Genomic DNA, 18257 nt, shown 5'->3' with positions numbered 1-18257 from the left:
GGTTGCACTCTGAAATTTTAAATCAGTAAAATCTGTTACAGAGTGCAACCCGTTTTCATTGACAAGAGTAATTTGCATCTGTAATCCTGTTAGCAATAGCAGATTTGTAGATCATAGAGGGGGCATTACTATGAGGTGTTCACCAAACAATAACAGCAATTCTGAGCAAATAAGACATAAGTTTTCTGTATCTTCAGCTGCCTTTAAAGATAATTTAACTTCATTTTGGTTCCTATTGCCAATAGTGATTATTTTTATTGTGTTAACTTTAATTCCTTTAATGCAATCAATTTTTTACTCATTTACTGATTTCAATGGCTACGATTTAAATTTTCACTTCATCGGCTTGCAAAAGTATCAACAAGTCTTTTCTGACACATCATTACTTTCAGCATTAATTTTTACATTGATGTATTCATTCATCGTTACCATCGTAGTTACATGTCTGGCAATTCCTCTAGCCGTTGTTTTTAAATCAAGCAATGATTGGTAAGAGTTTTTTGCGATCATTATTCTTCTTCCTAGGAGTACCAGCACAAGCGGTAATTGGTCTAATTTGGCAATACATTTTTTCTCCTTTAGATTCTGGAGTCGCCAATCAAGTTTTACACACATTTGGCTTACCTTCTATTCAATGGCTTTCTCAAGATAACTGGGCACGTTTTTGCGTAATGTTCGTAGCAGTATGGATGCAAGTTGGATGGCATGCTACTTTATACATCGCATGGCTTCAGGCAATTCCAGCAGATCTCTATGAACAAGCGAGAGTAGATGGTGCGAATGGTTTACAGCGATTCGTTCATATAACTTTGCCACAGTTAATTCCAGGAATGGTTGTTTCAACATTTTTATTGATGACAACTGCTTTGAAAATATACGACTTACCATACACATTGACCGCTGGAGGTCCTGGTCATTCCACAAATACCATAACTCAAGCGATAATTATGCGCGGCATGGGACAATCTGACGTTGGTTTAGCATCAGCATTATCTACATTATTCACGATTGCTTGCGTAATTGTTATTGCAATCCAAATGAAGGTATCAAGCACAGTTGCAAGGAGATTCCAATAATGAATAAGCGTCACAAAATCGTATCTCAAACAGTTCGAACTATAGTTGTTTGGACAATTGCTCTAATATGCGCTGTCCCCCTGTACTACGTTGTAATTAGTTCATTCAAAACACCTATCGACATGATTAAACACCCATTGCAGCTACCAACACAATGGTTATGGAATAATTACATAGATGCGTTTGCAGATGGAACAATCATTCAAGCATTTATAAACACAATTACTGTGACTGCTGTTGCTGTTATTTTGCAAGTATTAATCGGATCACTTGCAGCTTATGGTGTAGTACAGAAAAAATCTCTTTTTACTATGATTATTGGGTCAATCCTAATGATTACATTTGCAATACCAGTACAAGCGACTTTATTGCCTTTATACCGTATGGAATCTTCAATAGGTTTAACAGATACTCTTACAGGTCTTGTAGCGCTATATATGGGTAGCTGCGTCTTTTGCTATTTTCTTATTGTTGGCTATATGAAAGCTCTTCCACAAGAATTATTTGAAGCAGCAAAAATTGATGGCGCAGGACCATTCCGAATATATTGGACTATAGTTCTGCCTCTTATACGTCCAATTATTGTAGCCGTAGTTGTTTTCCAAACAATGGGCACTTGGAATGACTTTCTTTTACCAAGCGTGTTCTTATCATCAACAGACAAACAGACTGTTGTCTTACAGGTTTACAATGCTGTACAACAATTCACAACAAACTGGCCTTTGTTCATGGCAACGACTGTATTAGCTTTGATTCCAGTGTTTATTTTCTTCTGCTTCTGCCAGAAGTGGATAGTTTCTGGTCTTTTAGCTGGATCAGTAAAGGGCTAAATATTTATAGCTAAATGTTTTTACATAATTAGGATAATCAATGAAGATAATCAATTTTAATAAAAAGTGCATGTGCATATTTTCTGCTATATGTATAAGTACATGTGTTGTACAAAGTAACTGGTTTTCGGTGGCAAACAGTTTAGAAATCAATTCTAAGCATAGCCGTACATTTGAGAATAGAGACACTGTACTTATTAATATTTGATCCAAATCAAATATTAAAAGATTGATGCGCTTTCGACTATAAGCAAAAACATTTATTACATAAGCGTTACATAATATACGCGAACTATTGCGCACTTTATACCAGATTTGACCTAATTTACGTGCATCCTAAAGGAATATTTTCCCAAGTTTGTTTATCATTTGAGCAAAAACGACTACAAACACGGGCGAAAATACACAAACACAGGCAAAGACGTGAGCGCACTTAAACCGCGCTAACGTCGAAACACACCCTACGCCATATTCACCCCATAGCACGTACAAATACAAGTAAAAAATGACCTGCATAAGTGCATACGGTTATAAACTAGTCAGCCATACAGGTTACGAGAATAAAAAAGTTGCTCAGCTACAAGCAAAAAGCTATAAAACCGAGCAACCAATTTACACTGCTAAAACTGCTTACTTATTTTTGCGCAATCCACCACGACGAGCAGCAAATAGCGCTCCAGCAGCAGCGAGAAGCGATGCCAGCAGCCCAGTAGGAGCAACAACAGAACCAGTATTCATGCCACTGATTTCTCCACGCTTATTACTATCACTACTCATTTCAGCATTCGAATAAGCACGCATACCAGCAGACTTAGAATTCTTAATAACCTGAGCACGAACCTCATCACGAACCTGCGAAGCACGAGACTTAGCAGCAAGCAAAGCCTTACGCGCAGCACTCAGCTTCTCAACAGCAGCATTCACTTGTTCCTGAGTGCTATGAGGATCGGCCGCTACCTTTTTAGCTTCCGCCAAAGCACTATCAACATTAGATTTTGCCTTAGAAACATCAATATCCGCCTGCTTAACAGCTGGAGAATTCTCTACACCAGAATCGATATTTGCATCATGTGATCCATTATCATTGGATGCATTATCTTGCTTAGCAGCAGAACTGCTGGTGACACCATTACCACTATTTGTACTCTTGCTAACATTCCCTGAATTAATAGAATTGCTAGAGTTATCATCCACATTGTTCTGCTGCGAACCATTGGCATTATCGCTAGATTGCAAATCGGATTCAGCACCCTCGATCTGCAAATGCAACTCGCCCTTATCTACAATAGCTGGCGCATTATCATTCACACCAAAACCAGAATCACGAGTTTGCTCTGGAGTTGGAGTTGTATCGGGAGTTGGAACTGGAACAGGCTTTTGCTCAAACTCTGGATTCACAGGAATAACTGGAGACAGAGACTGAGCAGGAGCTACACCAGTCAACGCATTCTTAGCCTGCTGGAGCTTCTTCAAAGCAGAATCAACAAGAGCTTGACGCTCTGATTGAGTCTTAGAAGCAAGATCTTTACCAGTACCAGATATATCAGCCAACTTTGAAACGAGATCTCGCGCATCTTGCAAAGCATCATTATATGCAGTCTGTTTATCCGAAGTGTCATAGAGGTACGCAGAAGACATTCTCACAGTGCCTTCAAGAGCAATCTCTTCCTGCAAAGCACTAATATCAGCACCATTCAACGAAGATGCAGCAGTCTGAAGCTTCTGCAAAGCATTGTCAACAGCACTCTGTTTATCCTCAGGAGACTTCTGAGACTTATTGTTCTTCGCTTCACTCAAAGCATTCTGAGCTTCAATAAGAGCCTGATCAAAAGTAGTCTGCTTATCTTTATCAGCGTTCTTATACTGCGGCTTATCCTTTATATCAGTATCCTTAGTAACTTCAGACTGCAGCTTAGATGTATCAACAACGCCATCCAGCTTGTTCGATGCAATTTCAAGATTATCCTTAGCAGTCTTTATTGCCTGCTCAGTCTTACCATTAGGGTTATTCAAGATTTCTTCAGCAGCTTTCAGAGCCTTATCAAAATTATCTCGCTTATCTTGATTGGCATTCTTGTAAGACACTTTAGACTTCTTAGTATTGGCATTATCAACAGCGTTATGCAAATCAGAAATATCATGACCATCCAAACCATCGATAGCCTTGGTAAGCTTATTGATAGCATCAGAAATTTCCTTCTCTGTTGCACCAGCTTTATTTACGATATTTTCTGCAGAAGCTATAGCGTCATCAAGCGCTTTACTATTGGTATTAGAAGCATTCTTATAAGCAGGAGTATCCTTCTTACCTTTTGCCTCCGTAAGCTTTCCTGTCAACTTAGTCTTATCAACACCATCAAGATTACTAATAGCATCATTAAGTTTATTTAATGCTTCATCAATAGCTTTCTGCTTTTGCTCAGGAGTGTTCTTTGACTTATCATTATTAGCGTCAGCAAGAGCAGACTCAGCGCGATTGAGAGCCGTATCAACAGCTTGCTTCTTTTCTTGAGAAGCATTCTCATACTTAGGGTCGCCATCAGATTTAGGATCAGTTGTTGACTTCTTCATTTTCTTTGCTTTTTCTACAGCAGCTTCCAAATCAGAAGTTTTAACCTTACCATTAAGATTGTTAAGTGCCTTATCCAAGTCGTCTTTTGCTTTACTAATCTCAACATCTGATGCGCCAAGCTTCTTTTCGATTTCCTCAGCATATTTTAACGCTTCATCAAAAGCAGATTTCTTATCTTCTGACGCGTTATTGTAAACAATTTCAGATTTCTTTGAATTTGCTTTCTTTATGGCATCATTCAAATCAGATTTATTATGACCATCAAGAGCATCAATTGCTTTGCTTAACTTAGATTCAGCCTCATTAATAGACACCTGTGAAGCATCTTTTTGGTCATAAACTTTCTTTGCATTAGACAGAGCAGTATCAAAATCATTCTTCTTATCTTTAGAAGCATTCTCATACTTTGGATTCTTCTTTATAGAAGAATCATCTTTACCCTGCTTATTCTTGCCTTGCCATTCATAAGCGGTCTCAATTTCACGCTGAAGCTTTGACTTGTCAACAGTATTACCACCGAGATCCTTAACAGCATTTTCTAATGTGTTCTTAGTCTCATCAACCTTGGCACCATCAGCATTCGTACCCTTAGTTAGATCAACAAGAGTAGATGCATTTGTTAATGCAGTGTCAAAAGCATTCTTCTTAGATGTATCCTTGTAGCCATCAGACTTCTTAAGAGTTTCTTTCTGTTTATTGACCAAATCAACAAGAGTCTTAAGATCACTCATCTTCTTGTCAAGCTCTTTAGCCTTAGCAACAACAGCAGTGATGGCAGTCTTAGCCTGATCAACAGTCTTCAAATTATCGCTGGTAGGATCAGTTTCAACATCATCAATTTTCTGCTTCAAAGCATCCTTTTGAGCTTTGTTAAGATTCGTGAGCTTATCTACATCAGATTTAGCATCACTCTTAGCTTTATTTAACTCAGCTTCCTCAAGAATACCCTCAACTTCTCGCAAATCATTAGCTTTATCAATGCGATTATTTAGATCTGTAGCTTCTTGATCAGTAAGATCACCTTTCTGCTTCAGATCAGCAATCTTCTTCTTAGCTGCAGCTTTAGCATCCTCAAACTCAGCTTTGTTGAGAATCTCTGCAACTTTATCAAGACTATTTGCTTTATCAATATCACCCTGATACTTCTGCTTTTCAGTATCATTAAGATTAGTAAGCTTACCGATAGTATCCTTAGCAGCTTGCTTAGCAGTATCAAGACCATTATTATTACTGTTATCAAAAGCAGTCTGATTCTGAGTAGCCTTTTCCGCAGCCTGTTGCTTTATAGTATTTATATCATTCTCATCAGTTGCCTGCTGAATCTTCTTAATAAACTGCTCTTTGTCCTCAGGCTTAAGTTTGTCGTTCTTGCTAATTTCATCAATAGCAGACTGCTTTTGCTTCTCAAGCTCAGCAGCCTTCTTATCTTTTTCAGCTTGCTGATTAGAAGTATTCTCCTCCTGAGTAGCTTGCTGCTGCTTTTGGTCGACAGTCTTATTATCAGCATTCTGCTGAGTTTGAACAGCCTGCTTTTGCTTTTGATCAGCCTCTTTTTGCTTGTCATCAGACTCAGTCTGCTTCTGCTGATCCTGCTTCTTCTGGAATTCGTTTATCTTCTCACGAATCTTTTCAGGATCAGTTACGCCTTTCAGCTGTTCATCAAGCTCTTTTTTCTGCTTATCATCAAGACCAAGATCCTTCTTAACCTTATCAATCTGCTTTTTATTATCAGATTCTTCTTTCTTCTTATTAACAAGCTCGTCTATTTTCTTAAGAAGCTTATCAACGTCATCTTGTTTTTTAATACCGTTTTTATCCGATAAAACATCTTTATCTTTAGATATTTCATTCTTAAGTTTATTAAGCTCATCTCCAGAGAATCCCTTATCTTTCAGAGCTTTCTCTATTGCATCATCAATCTTTTTCTTTTCGTCTTCTGGATTAAACGCTGGTCCATCAGCATAGAAAAGATCATCTTTGGATAATGTGAAGTACAAATCATCAGTATTCCAAGTACTACTAGCACCTCTAATCTCAATACCACTATTTCCATGCACAATGTTAGTTATACCAAGTGTACCCCAAACATTAATTTTTAATCCGTTAGTGCCACTCTTTGGAGTGAATATACTTGCCTGTTTTTCTAGATCCCATTTATTGTTGCTAGCTATATTACTACCACCAATTGCAAGCGGTTCAGTATGATTAATTTTATTAAATTCTGTTCCTTTATTTGTCCAATCATAATTATCGAACATGAAACGCCGAGCTGCATCAGCCCAATTATTTCCATCGATATTATTAATATTGGTCACCTTAATAGGAGTTATATTGTACGTATACTTTCCAGTAGTAACTTTATGAGTTCCTTGCGCAGTGCTTTTACCTTGCGTATAAACTAGACGCTCGCCGCGAATTTTTACAGTACTATCATCGCTGAACGTTATTGTTGTAGTACCATCTTTTCCTACATTAATAGCATTAGCGTCTTTCTTAAGATTTTGATCGAGATCTTTATTAGCTTTTTTGATATTATCTTTAATTGCATTTTGTTCTGGTGAAGATAAATCTTCAGCATTCTTTACACCAAGTCTGCTTGGCATAGCAATTTTCACTCTCTCAGATAAAGATGGTATCTTATAAACTAATAACGTGTGAGAAATAGTATCTTTTGAAGGGAAGCTATTTTCGTTATCCTTGTAAGTAATTGTTGCATCACCATTAGTTGCAATCGAAATGTTATTTTTATTATTACTTATAGCATCAAGGAATCCATTTACATTTTTATTAGCATCGTATATAGATTCCTGAACTTTTTTGATGTCATCAGGCGAAAGGCTACTTGGATTCTTCACACCAATAGGTAACCCGTATAATGGCGTAAACTTATCCGCAAGTGAACGCTGCTTCTTTACAAGATACTGGCCTTCAATTGTCTTAGTGGAAGGAGTGCCAATTTTATCATCAAACGTGATAGTCGCTTTACCGTTACCATCAACAGTTACACTCTTGATATTTTTATTCTGATTAGCATTCTTAATAGCATTTTCAACTTGCGTCTTCTCTGTTGAATCAAGAGAAGACGCATTCTTCACAGGAGTCAAAGCTGGATACGTAATTTTTGTGCGCTCTGACAATGGCACGTAGCGCTTAGTTAGATTCTCCTTAGAAATAGTATCCTTAGAGTCATCTTTGTACGTAATAGTCGCGCTACCATCATTATTAACTTTTACAGCCTGTTTGAAAGCCGCTTCAGTTTGAGTCTGTTCCATACCTTTAAGCTTTTTCAACACATCGGTATTACTCTTATTAGCATCCCACAGCTTTGTAAGAACATTATCCTTTTCGTCTTTCGTAAGACTCTTGCCATATTTCGCAGAATCAACCTCTACCTTATCATTTGGATAATTAAGCTCTAACTCCTGAGCATACTTTGGTAACGTTGGAGCAATCTCAACTTTGCCAACAGTGTAATGCCAGTTGCCCATCACCTGGTACACACCTGCAGCAAACTTTAAAGGCTCCGTTTTATCTTTCAGTTTGATAACAAAGCTAATCTTAGATTTTCTATTGCCCCTACTCTCCCAGTTAATAATTAGTGCACTCGTATCGTTCATATATGCTGTAGAAGTATTGTAAGTATCACCTGAGTTGTCATAACCGCCGGCTTCACCAGTCATCCTCTTCCAGTTATTCTCAAACTCAGTTTTCTCCGTATTCTTACTAAACCAGAAACGGCTTGCAGACTGATTCCAAGCATCCTTTCCATATGTTGCACCTGTTTGTTTGGAACCGCCATCACCAGTCAACTGTTCATCTTTATGCAAAGTAACTTTATTATCTACAATGTCAACATCCTTAGGCACGCTCGCCCACCAGAATGGTCGACCACCCCACCATTCACCCTGAGAATTAAACTGGTATTCGACCTTGTAATACTGTCCGTAAGTTTCTCTATCAGCCTTATTCTTATCAGTTACCTGATTCTTATCGCAAGGAAGTGCTTTAATATCAACATACCTCTGCGCCTTTGTAGAAGAATCACGATTCGCATACCTATAGCTGCCGTCAGGCATATTCACGCCATTAGCCCATGCATGGTTAGATGGCAATCCTGCTCCACATGCAAGCAAACTTGCTAGCACTGCTGTTAAAGCAATTTTAGGAAGTACAGAGACCCTTCTAGAAGAAGTTGCCTCAAAGTTTGTAGACGTAATCGATTTCGCCATTGAATCGATAACAGAATTATCTAGGTACGAAGATTTTGTGCACTTTTTAGATATGGATATGTGTTTCGCGCTATTTTGTTTACTCGTCATATACTTCACCCTTTTAGGACGTCTATACTTTTCGACTTTTTGCATCACAGGCAAATATTTGTTCATAAAATGTAGAATAACTAACAAAACAAAGCACAGAGATAGCAAATTGCCAATTAGAGTAATCTACCCCCCCCCCCCGTGGAAAAATTCAATAATTTTGAGAGAATTTGTTGAGTGATTTTAATCACAGATTTATATTATTTTTTAAAAAATTACTGATTTTCCTTACTAAACATTAACAAAATAAGGTTTACACAAATTTTCGCTATATATTTTTTATTAATGATATTGATAAGCATAAGCTATACACGACATGCCGTTACACTCGAATACAAGTAAACTAACGCGGGATAAGAAAAACACTACAAGATAATCAAAATCACGTAAGAATATTCCCGCATTTGTTCCCTTTTTGAGCAAAATAGAAACAAACACGGGAGACGCGACCTGCATGAGCTCTTAAAGCGTAGCGCGCGAACGACATGATGTACTTTGCACCAGATTCACCCCAACTCGCGCACTACAGCACTCTAGAAATAGCAAATTTTCTGGCGATCACCTATTAACAAACTTGCTGTATGCATCCTCATCTGCAACGACATCAAGCTCACCAATCCAAATAAACGGATCAGTAGCCTTGCAAAAACCATACTTAAAGAAATAAAGACCATCGCTAACATCAAGTGAGAACACACCACCCATGTTAAAGTACTTCATTCCAAGCTCATGCGCCCACTGAATCAAATCCCATATAGACAAATACCCTGGGCTCACCTTGCCCTGCATGGTCGCAGTAGCACCATACATGTACCATAATTCACCGTTATAAGGCAAACCAATCATGCACGCAATAGTCTTACCCTCATAGTCCGTGCTATAAATTCTCATTTCTGGATAAGCTGCAAGCAATCTCTCAAAATACTCTTTAGGTCTGTATGTAATACCGTGTCTTTTTGCCATAATCTCAGTAAGCTCATAGAACTTGTCAATATCTTCCTGAGAACGACTCCACCTAGATGTAACGCCAGCTTTTAAAGAAGCCCTTATGTGCCTTCTTGTCATCGCACTAAACCCAGCAAGAAGATCATCCGTAGACTTACCCTCAAGGTCTAGCATCATCTCATATCGAGGATTGGAGAAAGAGTGAAGTTTTTCCCCATCGCTCCTAAAAGTAAAACCTTGCTCTCTATACTTCTTAACAAGATCTTGATCGTTTTTAACGCAAGGATCCATTCGTAGCAAAAATGCATTGTACTTTTCAATAAGAGGCTTAGCTTCTTCAATCAGCTTCTTAGTGGTTTCTATATCATAAAAATCACTTACTGGTCCATGAGGAGCATAGAGGAACATTTTATCATCAACAGCTTTTATGCCGAGAACAGACATTGCTGCTGTAATCTTACCGTTTTCTTCTAGATAAACGTATTCACTAATCCAGTTGCTTTTCACATCTGCCCAACGCATATCTTGCATAGCGTTTCCATAAGGCGAATGTTTTATGAATTCCTCATACTCTTGGACTTTAGAAGAATCATTTTTATCAAGTATCGGCATTTGTTCTCCTTTTTAGCTCAATACGTGATTTTAATTCAGTTTTACTCTGATAGCACGAGTTATACGCGATTTAGCGAGTAAGCTTACGATGCAAGCGATGAGGACGAGCAGCTTCTTCACCAAGGCGTGCGATCTTATTTTCTTCGTAAGCTTGGAAGTTACCTTCGAACCAGTACCATTTTGCAGGATTCTCATCGTCGCCTTCCCACGCAAGAATATGCGTGGCAACGCGGTCAAGGAACCAACGATCGTGGCTCACCACTACAGCGCAACCTGGGAAGTCAAGCAAAGCGTTCTCTAAGCTTTCAAGAGTCTCAACATCTAAATCGTTAGTAGGCTCATCAAGCAGCAGCAAGTTGCCGCCCTGCTTAAGAGTTAAAGCCAAATTCAAGCGATTACGCTCGCCGCCAGAAAGCACGCCCGTAAGCTTCTGCTGATCCGAACCTTTAAATCCAAAGCTTGCAACATATGCGCGAGTAGGGATTTCAACGCCTGCAACTTCAATAAAATCAAGTCCGCCTGAAACAGCTTCCCACAAGTTCTTATTAGGATCCAATCCTGCACGATTCTGATCCACGTAAGAAATCTTCACAGTATCTCCAACTGTAAGCTCTCCACCAGAAAGTGGCTCCAAGCCAACAATCGTCTTGAAAAGCGTAGACTTACCAACGCCGTTCGGACCAATCACGCCAACAATGCCGTTACGCGGCAAAGTAAACGACAAATCGTCGATTAACACGCGATCTCCAAAAGCCTTGTGAATATGCTTCGCTTCCAAAACTTGCGATCCCAAGCGTGGACCTGCAGGAATTTGAATCTCCGAAAAATCAAGCTTCTTGGAATTGCGTGCCTCTTGCTCCATTTGGTCGTAGCGCTCCAAACGAGCCTTGTTCTTGGCCTGACGTGCCTTCGGCGAGCTACGCACCCAGTCCAACTCATTCTTTAAGCGCTTAGCAAGCTTGGCATCCTTAGCACCCTGGATTTCCATACGCTTAGCCTTGGTTTCCAAGTAAGTGGTGTAATTGCCCTTGTATGGGTAAAGCTGACCACGATCAACTTCACAAATCCACTCTGCTACGTTATCCATAAAGTAGCGATCATGGGTTACAGCAATAACAGCGCCTTCATACTTGTGTAAGAACTGTTCCAACCAAAGAATAGACTCAGCGTCCAAATGGTTTGTAGGCTCGTCCAGCAGCAGCAAATCTGGGGCTTCAAGAAGAAGCTTGCACAGCGCCACTCTACGCCTTTCTCCACCAGAGCACACAGAAACAGGCGAATCTGGATCTGGGCATTGCAAAGCATCCATCGCCTGCTCAAGCTGAGAATCCAAATCCCAACCATTTGCAGCATCAATCTCTGTTTGCAACTTGCCCATTTCTTCCATCAATGCATCAAAGTCAGCATCTGGATTTGCCATCTCTTCGCCGATTTGGTTAAAACGCGCTACTTTTTGCGCAATCTCACCAAATGCCATCTTAATGTTTTCGCCAACCGTCTTCGTTTCATCTAGAGGTGGCTCCTGCTGCAAAATTCCAACGGTATAACCTGGCGTAATCGAAGCCTCGCCGTTTGATACATTCTCCAAACCAGCCATAATCTTCAGCAACGTTGATTTACCCATGCCGTTAGGCCCTACAACGCCAATCTTTGCGCCTGGTAGGAAGCTTAAGGTAACGTCGTCTAGAATCACGCGATCCCCGTAAGACTTGCGTGCCTTAATCATTTGGTAAATAAATTCAGCCAAAGTAATATACCATCCTTAAAAATTGAATTTAAATTGAATTAAAATTAAATTATTACAGCAGATTTTTAAATTTTAGGTTTGTGTTTATGTTTTGTATTTCGGTTTTATACTTATATTTTTAAATTTTATATTTTAAATAATTTTAAATCGCAGCAGCTGACTGTGCCCTGTCGGAAGTACCACTTGATGCATCCGCACCATCTTCTGGAGGAAGCTGGCACATCCACTCACCCACAATACCAATAATCATGTCTACAAGACATACTATTCCAGCTATAATGCATTCACGAATAATGTTGGAATAGAGCGGAATATTTGCATGCGGCCAACACATGAATAGTTGCCCAGCATACCAGCCAGTTAGAATCGCTCCAGCCATTCCAAGCGCTTTTGCAAGCATAAGAGCTGCAACAGCAAGCTGCATATTTAAATGCTTATGCTCCTCTGGCTTTGCAGTAACATACTGATGCGTCTGCCAAGTAAGAATAAAGGTAACTATTCCACCAATTGTCATAAACGCAAGAACAACCCACGGCGCACCAGAAAGCGATATTGCGCTTGATTCCGTAATAGACACCAGGAATGCGCCGAATACAAATCCAAATAGCACCCCGAGTACAAAGTACCACCAAGGCGTGCGGTAAGCTTTCATCAACACTCTCCCATAATCCAACGTTCTGAATAAATACCGACTCGCGCTGCATCTGGTGCAAACGCAAGTTTGTACGCAAGTGGTTCTCCGTCAATTGAAGCATCTGGCTCAATTTGCATCCATGGCTCCAATTGTGCAGCATTTAGCTGTGAACCAAGCCTATCTGAATCCATAGTCTTTGTGTTTGAACTATCAGATCCGTATTGCCTCGTGCCTAAAATTCTCAATCGCAAATTTTGTTCTTGAGAAATTTGCATTTCTTTGATCTTAAGCGCTAAATCATCTTCTACCATTGTACTAGATACCACTATTATTGCAGAATATTCTTCGCCTTTATCAGAGCTTACCTGATATAACGCCGAAACGCCGTCTAATTGAGTTGAAATAGGTTCTTTCGATTGCTCCAAACTCGTGATTACATCTAGCATGGCGAATTTTGTTGACTCTGATTTTTCTCCCTGCATTGACACTACTGCAGTTGTGATAATTGGATTATAGCCAGATTGGCTATAGACAGAATCTAAAGAAGAATTAGAATCGCTGGTTGCTTGCGACTTATCTTTAGACTCATCTTTCGAAGTCTCATCTTGTAATTTTTCCCTCTGCTCAGCCGCAAAAAGCGACGCGTCCGTAGGATTCGCCAATCCAAAAATCTGCGATGTTTCCACATCGTCTGCAACCCTACGAATCGTAATAGACACGCCATCTGCATTAGGTAAATCATAAGAAGCATCGTTAAAATCAGCTTTAAACTGCGCATTAACAGTAATCTCTGCCTGTTTAACAAGCCAAGATTTCATAGCTGAATCCAGTAGCCTTCCAGCCGTAAGCTCCAAACAAATCGAAGAATTCTTAGCAATATCATCATCTTGAACACACGAGTCCAAAACGCGGCTAAGTCTTTTAGAAATCTGGGCAATATCAACCGTTTGGGTAGAGTCGCCAGCAACCGCTGCCCTCAAATCTAAACTCAAAACAGCATCAACACTAAGGCGAGTATATAAGCCAATAAAAGCATCAGTATCACTAGGTTTAATACCACTTAACTTAATTGTGTCCATAATCGCCTCCCAAAAATATTATACGCGCGATGCTTTGCATAATCGCTAAACACCGCGCGTAAAATTGTTAAATTAAATTATTATTTAAATTAAATTATTATTTTAGACTTTTATCTTCATCTGTAGAATCAGCTGGCGACTTATCCTCAGTATTATCCTCAGCATTATCCTCAGTATTATCCTTAGAAGAATCACCCTCAGAGGCATCATCCTTAATAACACCAATATTTCGCTTCAAGCTTTCTGGAATCTCTACAGGAGGAAGAGGCGAATCTGGACGATCCGAATTAGAAAGCCACAAATCGCGCTCTGGAGCCTTACGAATCTTAGAGAAGATTTGCTCAAGCTCTTTCTCGTTAAGCGTTTCCTTAACAAGAAGCTGACGAACCAACTCATCCAAAACATCACGATTATTATTAATAATCTCCCACGCCTCAGTGTGAGCCGTTTCAATCAACTTGTGAACTTCTTCATCAATCACTTCGGCAGTTTTATTAGAGAACTTACGCGATTGCAAAGAATCCAAAGAACCAGAAGAATCCTGATCAGCGTCCATCCACTTTACGGCACCAAGCTTAGAGGAGAAACCATATTCAACAACCATCTTACGAGCGATTGCTGTAGCTTTTTCAATATCGTTAGAAGCGCCAGTAGTTGGATCGTGGAACACAACCTCTTCCGCAGTACGGCCGCCCATAGCATACGCCATTTGATCAAGCAACTGATTTCGAGACTGAGAATAGCGGTCGCTAGTTGGCATAACAGCCGTGTATCCAAGAGCGCGTCCACGAGGCAAAATCGTAACCTTAGTAACAGGATCCGTGTGATGCAAGGCAGCAGCAACGAGCGCGTGACCACCTTCGTGATAAGCCGTGTTGCGCAACTCATCCAAAGCCATGCCCTTAGACTTCTTTCTAGGGCCAGCTTGAACGCGATCAATCGCCTCGTCAATAGCGCGATTGTCAATAAGCTGAGCGCCAGAACGAGCGCAAAGCAAAGCCGCTTCATTAAGCACATTAGCCAAATCCGCGCCCGTAAAACCAGGAGTTCGAACAGCAACCATATGAAGATCAACGTCTGGCACAAAAGGCTTGCCTTTAGCGTGAACCTTAAGAATCGCCTCGCGACCTTCCAAATCTGGGGCTTCCACAGCAACCTGACGATCAAATCGTCCTGGTCGCAAAAGCGCAGAATCAAGCACATCTGGGCGGTTCGTAGCAGCGATAATAATCAAGTTAGTGTCGTTATCGAAGCCGTCCATCTCTACAAGCAGCTGATTAAGCGTTTGCTCGCGCTCATCGTGACCGCCAGTCATACCACTTCCGCGGCGGCGTCCAACTGCATCAATCTCATCAATAAAGATGATTGCTGGAGCGTTCTTCTTAGCCTCATCAAACAGCTCGCGCACACGAGAAGCACCAAGACCAACAAACATCTCAACAAAGTCCGAACCAGCCATAGCATAGAACGGCACACCAGCTTCGCCTGCAATAGCACGCGCAAGAAGAGTCTTACCAGTTCCTGGAGGGCCATAAAGCAGCACACCGCGCGGAATACGCGCTCCTAAAGCCTTGTAGCGAGAAGGATCCTTAAGGAATTCCTTAATTTCCTCAACTTCTTCTACAGCAGACTGTTCACCTGCAACATCCGCAAACTTAGTCTTAGGTGTTTGACCTTCCAAAAGCTTTCCGCGACCACGGCCGCCACCCATTCCAAGCATTCCGCCGCCAGCGCTTGCCATTCTGCCAAACATGAACCAAACAAGCCCAAGCAGAATCAAAATCGGCAGCATAGATGTGATCAGATAAGAAATTATGCTAGAAGACTGCATGCTAACAGTCCAACCATTAACTGGCTTAGCTTTTTCGATATCCTGAACAACAGTCTTACTCTGAGCAATCGTATAGTAGAATTGCACGTCTTTTCCATAATCGTGCTTCTGCTTATCGCGCTTATCGAGCTTAACATACTTCTTGTCAAGCGTAAGCTTTACAAGCTGTTTGTTGTCAATAACCTCTACATAATTTGCACTACGCTTATGAAGCAACTCCAAGCCATCTTGCGTATCAATTGTCTGTGTACCGTTATGCACAAACATCTGGAATCCTGCTACAGACAATATCACAAGAAGAACAATCCAAGTCCAAGGAGATTTAAAGAACTTACGACGAGAATCAGGATTATTATCATTCTGCGAATCATTACCATTCTGATTCTTATTGCCGTTCTTGTTTTTATTGTTCTTATTATTCCCACTATTCCTATCTGGATTTTTTCCAAAATTAGGCGGAAGGAACGGATTATTACCGTTACCTCCCAAAGGACTTTTCATAGGTCCACCCATAGGTCCGCGAGGCGACATTGGAGAAGCGCCCATATAATCAGGCTCCTTTCAGGATCCTTCTGAAGGCTCCTTACATAGAAATATATGCTTAAAACTAGGATTAAATCCTACTATTTGGTTTCTATTATCCAGTACTTAATTATTCAAGATTACCTAAAATTAATCAAGATTTTTTAAGACTAACCAAAGTTTCTTAAGATTACTACTCAAAATCAATAAAGAATACTTAAGATTCATACACAGATGGCTTAAGAACCGCGATAGAATCAAGATTCCTATACTTTTCGTCGTAATCCATTCCAAAACCAACTACAAAAGCATCTGGAATCTCGAATCCAACGTAAGTAATATCAACTTCAACTTCGCGACGAGCAGGTTTAGTTAGAAGCGCAAACACCTTCACACTCGCAGCGCCTCTGCTCTTAAGCTCTTTAACGAGCCAATCCAAAGTCTTGCCAGAATCAACAATATCTTCAACAATAAGCACGTTTCGTCCGCGAACATCTGTAGTTAAGTCCTCGCGAACCGTAATCTGACCACTGCTTTTAGTGCCACTGCCATAACTGGAAAGACTCATAAAGTCCATCGGCGCGTTAAGACTAAGCTCCTGCGAGAAAACAGCAAGCGTGTTAACAGCACCCTTAAGCGCTGCAACAAGCAAAATATCGCGGTTCTCGTAGTCTTTACTAACTTGAGCCGCAACCTCACGAATACGCTTCATAAGTTCTTCGTGACTGATCAATTCGTAATCAATATCATCTCTTATATCAGCAATCTGCATGCTAACTATGATTGCATAAACGAATGACGGACGTGTTACAACTTACGCATTATGATTTAGACTATAAGCATGGTTTACTCACCTAGTTGGCGTAAAGGAATTGGCGAAGTAAAACGCTGCTTCGATAATCTTGGGCTAGAAGTGCAAGGTCCACAATTCTTGCAGCACGGGCAACATTTGGCTTTACCAAACGCACCAATCGTGCTGGTAGCATGCTCTGGAGGACGCGATTCGCTAGCATTAACAGCACTGGCAGTCAAAGTGTGCGCAAGCAGAGGTATTCGATGTGCAGCGATTATAGTGAACCACAACATGCAAGAAGGATCCGCAAAAGTTGCACAAAACGCTGCTAATACTGTTGCAAGTTTAGGAGTAGACAAATCACTTATATTCGTTGAGTCCGTGCAAGTTAAAGATGGCGAAAAAGGAGAAGAATCTGCAGCAAGAGACGCTAGATACGCTGCTATTATTAACGCGGCTAAGGATTTGGGTGCATCCGCAGTTCTTTTAGCGCACACGGCTGACGACCAAGCAGAAACAGTGATTATAGGTTTACGAGACTCTGCAGGTCTTGAGGCTGTAGCTGGAATGAAAAATATTACGGTTCGAAGTGGAATACGTTTTGCTAGACCGCTAATTAACCTTAGAAGGCTTGAAACAACCAATATTTGCAAAGATTTGGGCATTGAGTGGTGGGATGATCCAACAAACGGCGATTTAACACCAAGCGATGTTGAACTACCAAAGTCATACCCTCTTCGCTCAAGAATAAGACATACTCTAATGCCTTATATTTCACGGTTTTTTGCTACAGATATGACTTTACTACTTGCCAAAGGTGCCAAATTTGCACAAGACGATTTAGATTACATTAATTCTCAAGTTGACATAATAGAAAGAGAGACGATTTTAAAGCAAAATTATGATTCTTGCGCACACGAAGTAAAAATAGCAATATCACCTTTAACAAAACAACACACTTCGATAAGACGCAGAATAATCGCCCGCGCTTTAACCGCCGCTGGAATACGTTTTTCGTCAAATCATATAGAATCAATCGACGAGCTAATTACAAACTGGCACGGTCAAAAACCTGTAGCGCTTCCTGGCGGATATGCGGCAAGCAGAAAATCACAGACTATAACTATTTGCGAACGCTAGCGATTTCCCGATTTTGTTGCTGATTTTTCCATTTTGAACAACATTCTCGGTAAGTCGTTCGCGCGTTACAGCGCGCGAACGACTTCGCCGCACAGAAGCAGTGCTTCTGCATTAAGCGGCTCAGCACTCCGAATTACCTTTTCGCGCTACGCTCTAA

At 40.5% G+C, this 18257-nt stretch carries 9 protein-coding genes and 1 pseudogene; 3 read left to right on the top strand and 7 right to left on the bottom strand.

The window, feature by feature from the left end; translation table 11 throughout:
- Positions 1-130 precede the first annotated feature (130 nt).
- Positions 131-1076 (top strand): annotated as a pseudogene (locus tag HXT60_RS01290) (carbohydrate ABC transporter permease).
- Positions 1076-1906: a carbohydrate ABC transporter permease gene (locus HXT60_RS01285; RefSeq protein ID WP_004112249.1), complete on the top strand. Its 831-nt coding sequence runs from the start codon at positions 1076-1078 to the stop codon at positions 1904-1906. The pseudogene HXT60_RS01290 and the gene HXT60_RS01285 overlap by 1 nt, the downstream one beginning before the upstream one ends.
- A gap of 630 nt (positions 1907-2536) precedes the next feature.
- On the opposite strand, the gene HXT60_RS01280 is transcribed toward HXT60_RS01285, so the two are convergent.
- The 7 genes from HXT60_RS01280 to hpt form a co-directional block, all read right to left on the bottom strand.
- Positions 2537-8797 carry a sugar-binding protein gene (locus HXT60_RS01280; protein WP_421791217.1) on the bottom strand — a complete coding sequence of 2087 codons (6261 nt, stop codon included), beginning with the start codon at positions 8795-8797 and terminating at the stop codon, positions 2537-2539.
- 558 nt (positions 8798-9355) lie between these two features.
- A complete protein-coding gene (locus tag HXT60_RS01275) occupies positions 9356-10354 on the bottom strand; it encodes a lipid II:glycine glycyltransferase FemX (RefSeq protein WP_004112243.1) in 999 nt (332 codons plus the stop codon).
- Positions 10355-10424: 70 nt separating this feature from the next.
- The gene (gene ettA / locus HXT60_RS01270) at positions 10425-12101 is read right to left on the bottom strand and encodes an energy-dependent translational throttle protein EttA (RefSeq protein ID WP_004122991.1); all 1677 of its coding nucleotides are present in this window, start codon (positions 12099-12101) and stop codon (positions 10425-10427) included.
- A gap of 142 nt (positions 12102-12243) precedes the next feature.
- Positions 12244-12753 carry a DUF3180 domain-containing protein gene (locus HXT60_RS01265; protein WP_004112239.1) on the bottom strand — a complete coding sequence of 170 codons (510 nt, stop codon included), beginning with the start codon at positions 12751-12753 and terminating at the stop codon, positions 12244-12246.
- Positions 12753-13814, bottom strand: coding sequence for a dihydroneopterin aldolase (locus tag HXT60_RS01260; protein WP_004112237.1), 1062 nt, complete (start codon positions 13812-13814; stop codon positions 12753-12755). Before HXT60_RS01260 ends, HXT60_RS01265 begins: the two co-directional genes overlap by 1 nt.
- Before the next feature lie 97 nt (positions 13815-13911).
- A complete protein-coding gene (gene ftsH / locus HXT60_RS01255; protein ID WP_421791215.1) occupies positions 13912-16191 on the bottom strand; it encodes an ATP-dependent zinc metalloprotease FtsH in 2280 nt (759 codons plus the stop codon).
- Between the two features lie 193 nt (positions 16192-16384).
- On the bottom strand, positions 16385-16939 hold the full coding sequence (gene hpt / locus HXT60_RS01250; protein WP_004112234.1) for a hypoxanthine phosphoribosyltransferase: 555 nt from the start codon (positions 16937-16939) through the stop codon (positions 16385-16387).
- A gap of 69 nt (positions 16940-17008) precedes the next feature.
- On the opposite strand from hpt, the gene tilS reads away from it, so the two are divergent.
- Complete coding sequence (gene tilS, locus HXT60_RS01245; protein ID WP_004112231.1) at positions 17009-18100, top strand: tRNA lysidine(34) synthetase TilS; 1092 nt, start codon at positions 17009-17011, stop codon at positions 18098-18100.
- Positions 18101-18257: the final 157 nt, after the last annotated feature.

The organism is Gardnerella sp. KA01002 (genome assembly GCF_049244015.1).
GTDB classification, from domain to species: Bacteria; Actinomycetota; Actinomycetes; order Actinomycetales; family Bifidobacteriaceae; genus Bifidobacterium; species Bifidobacterium vaginale.
Note: the sequence above shows the minus strand (reverse complement) of the source record. Positions and strands in the feature narration are given on the sequence as shown.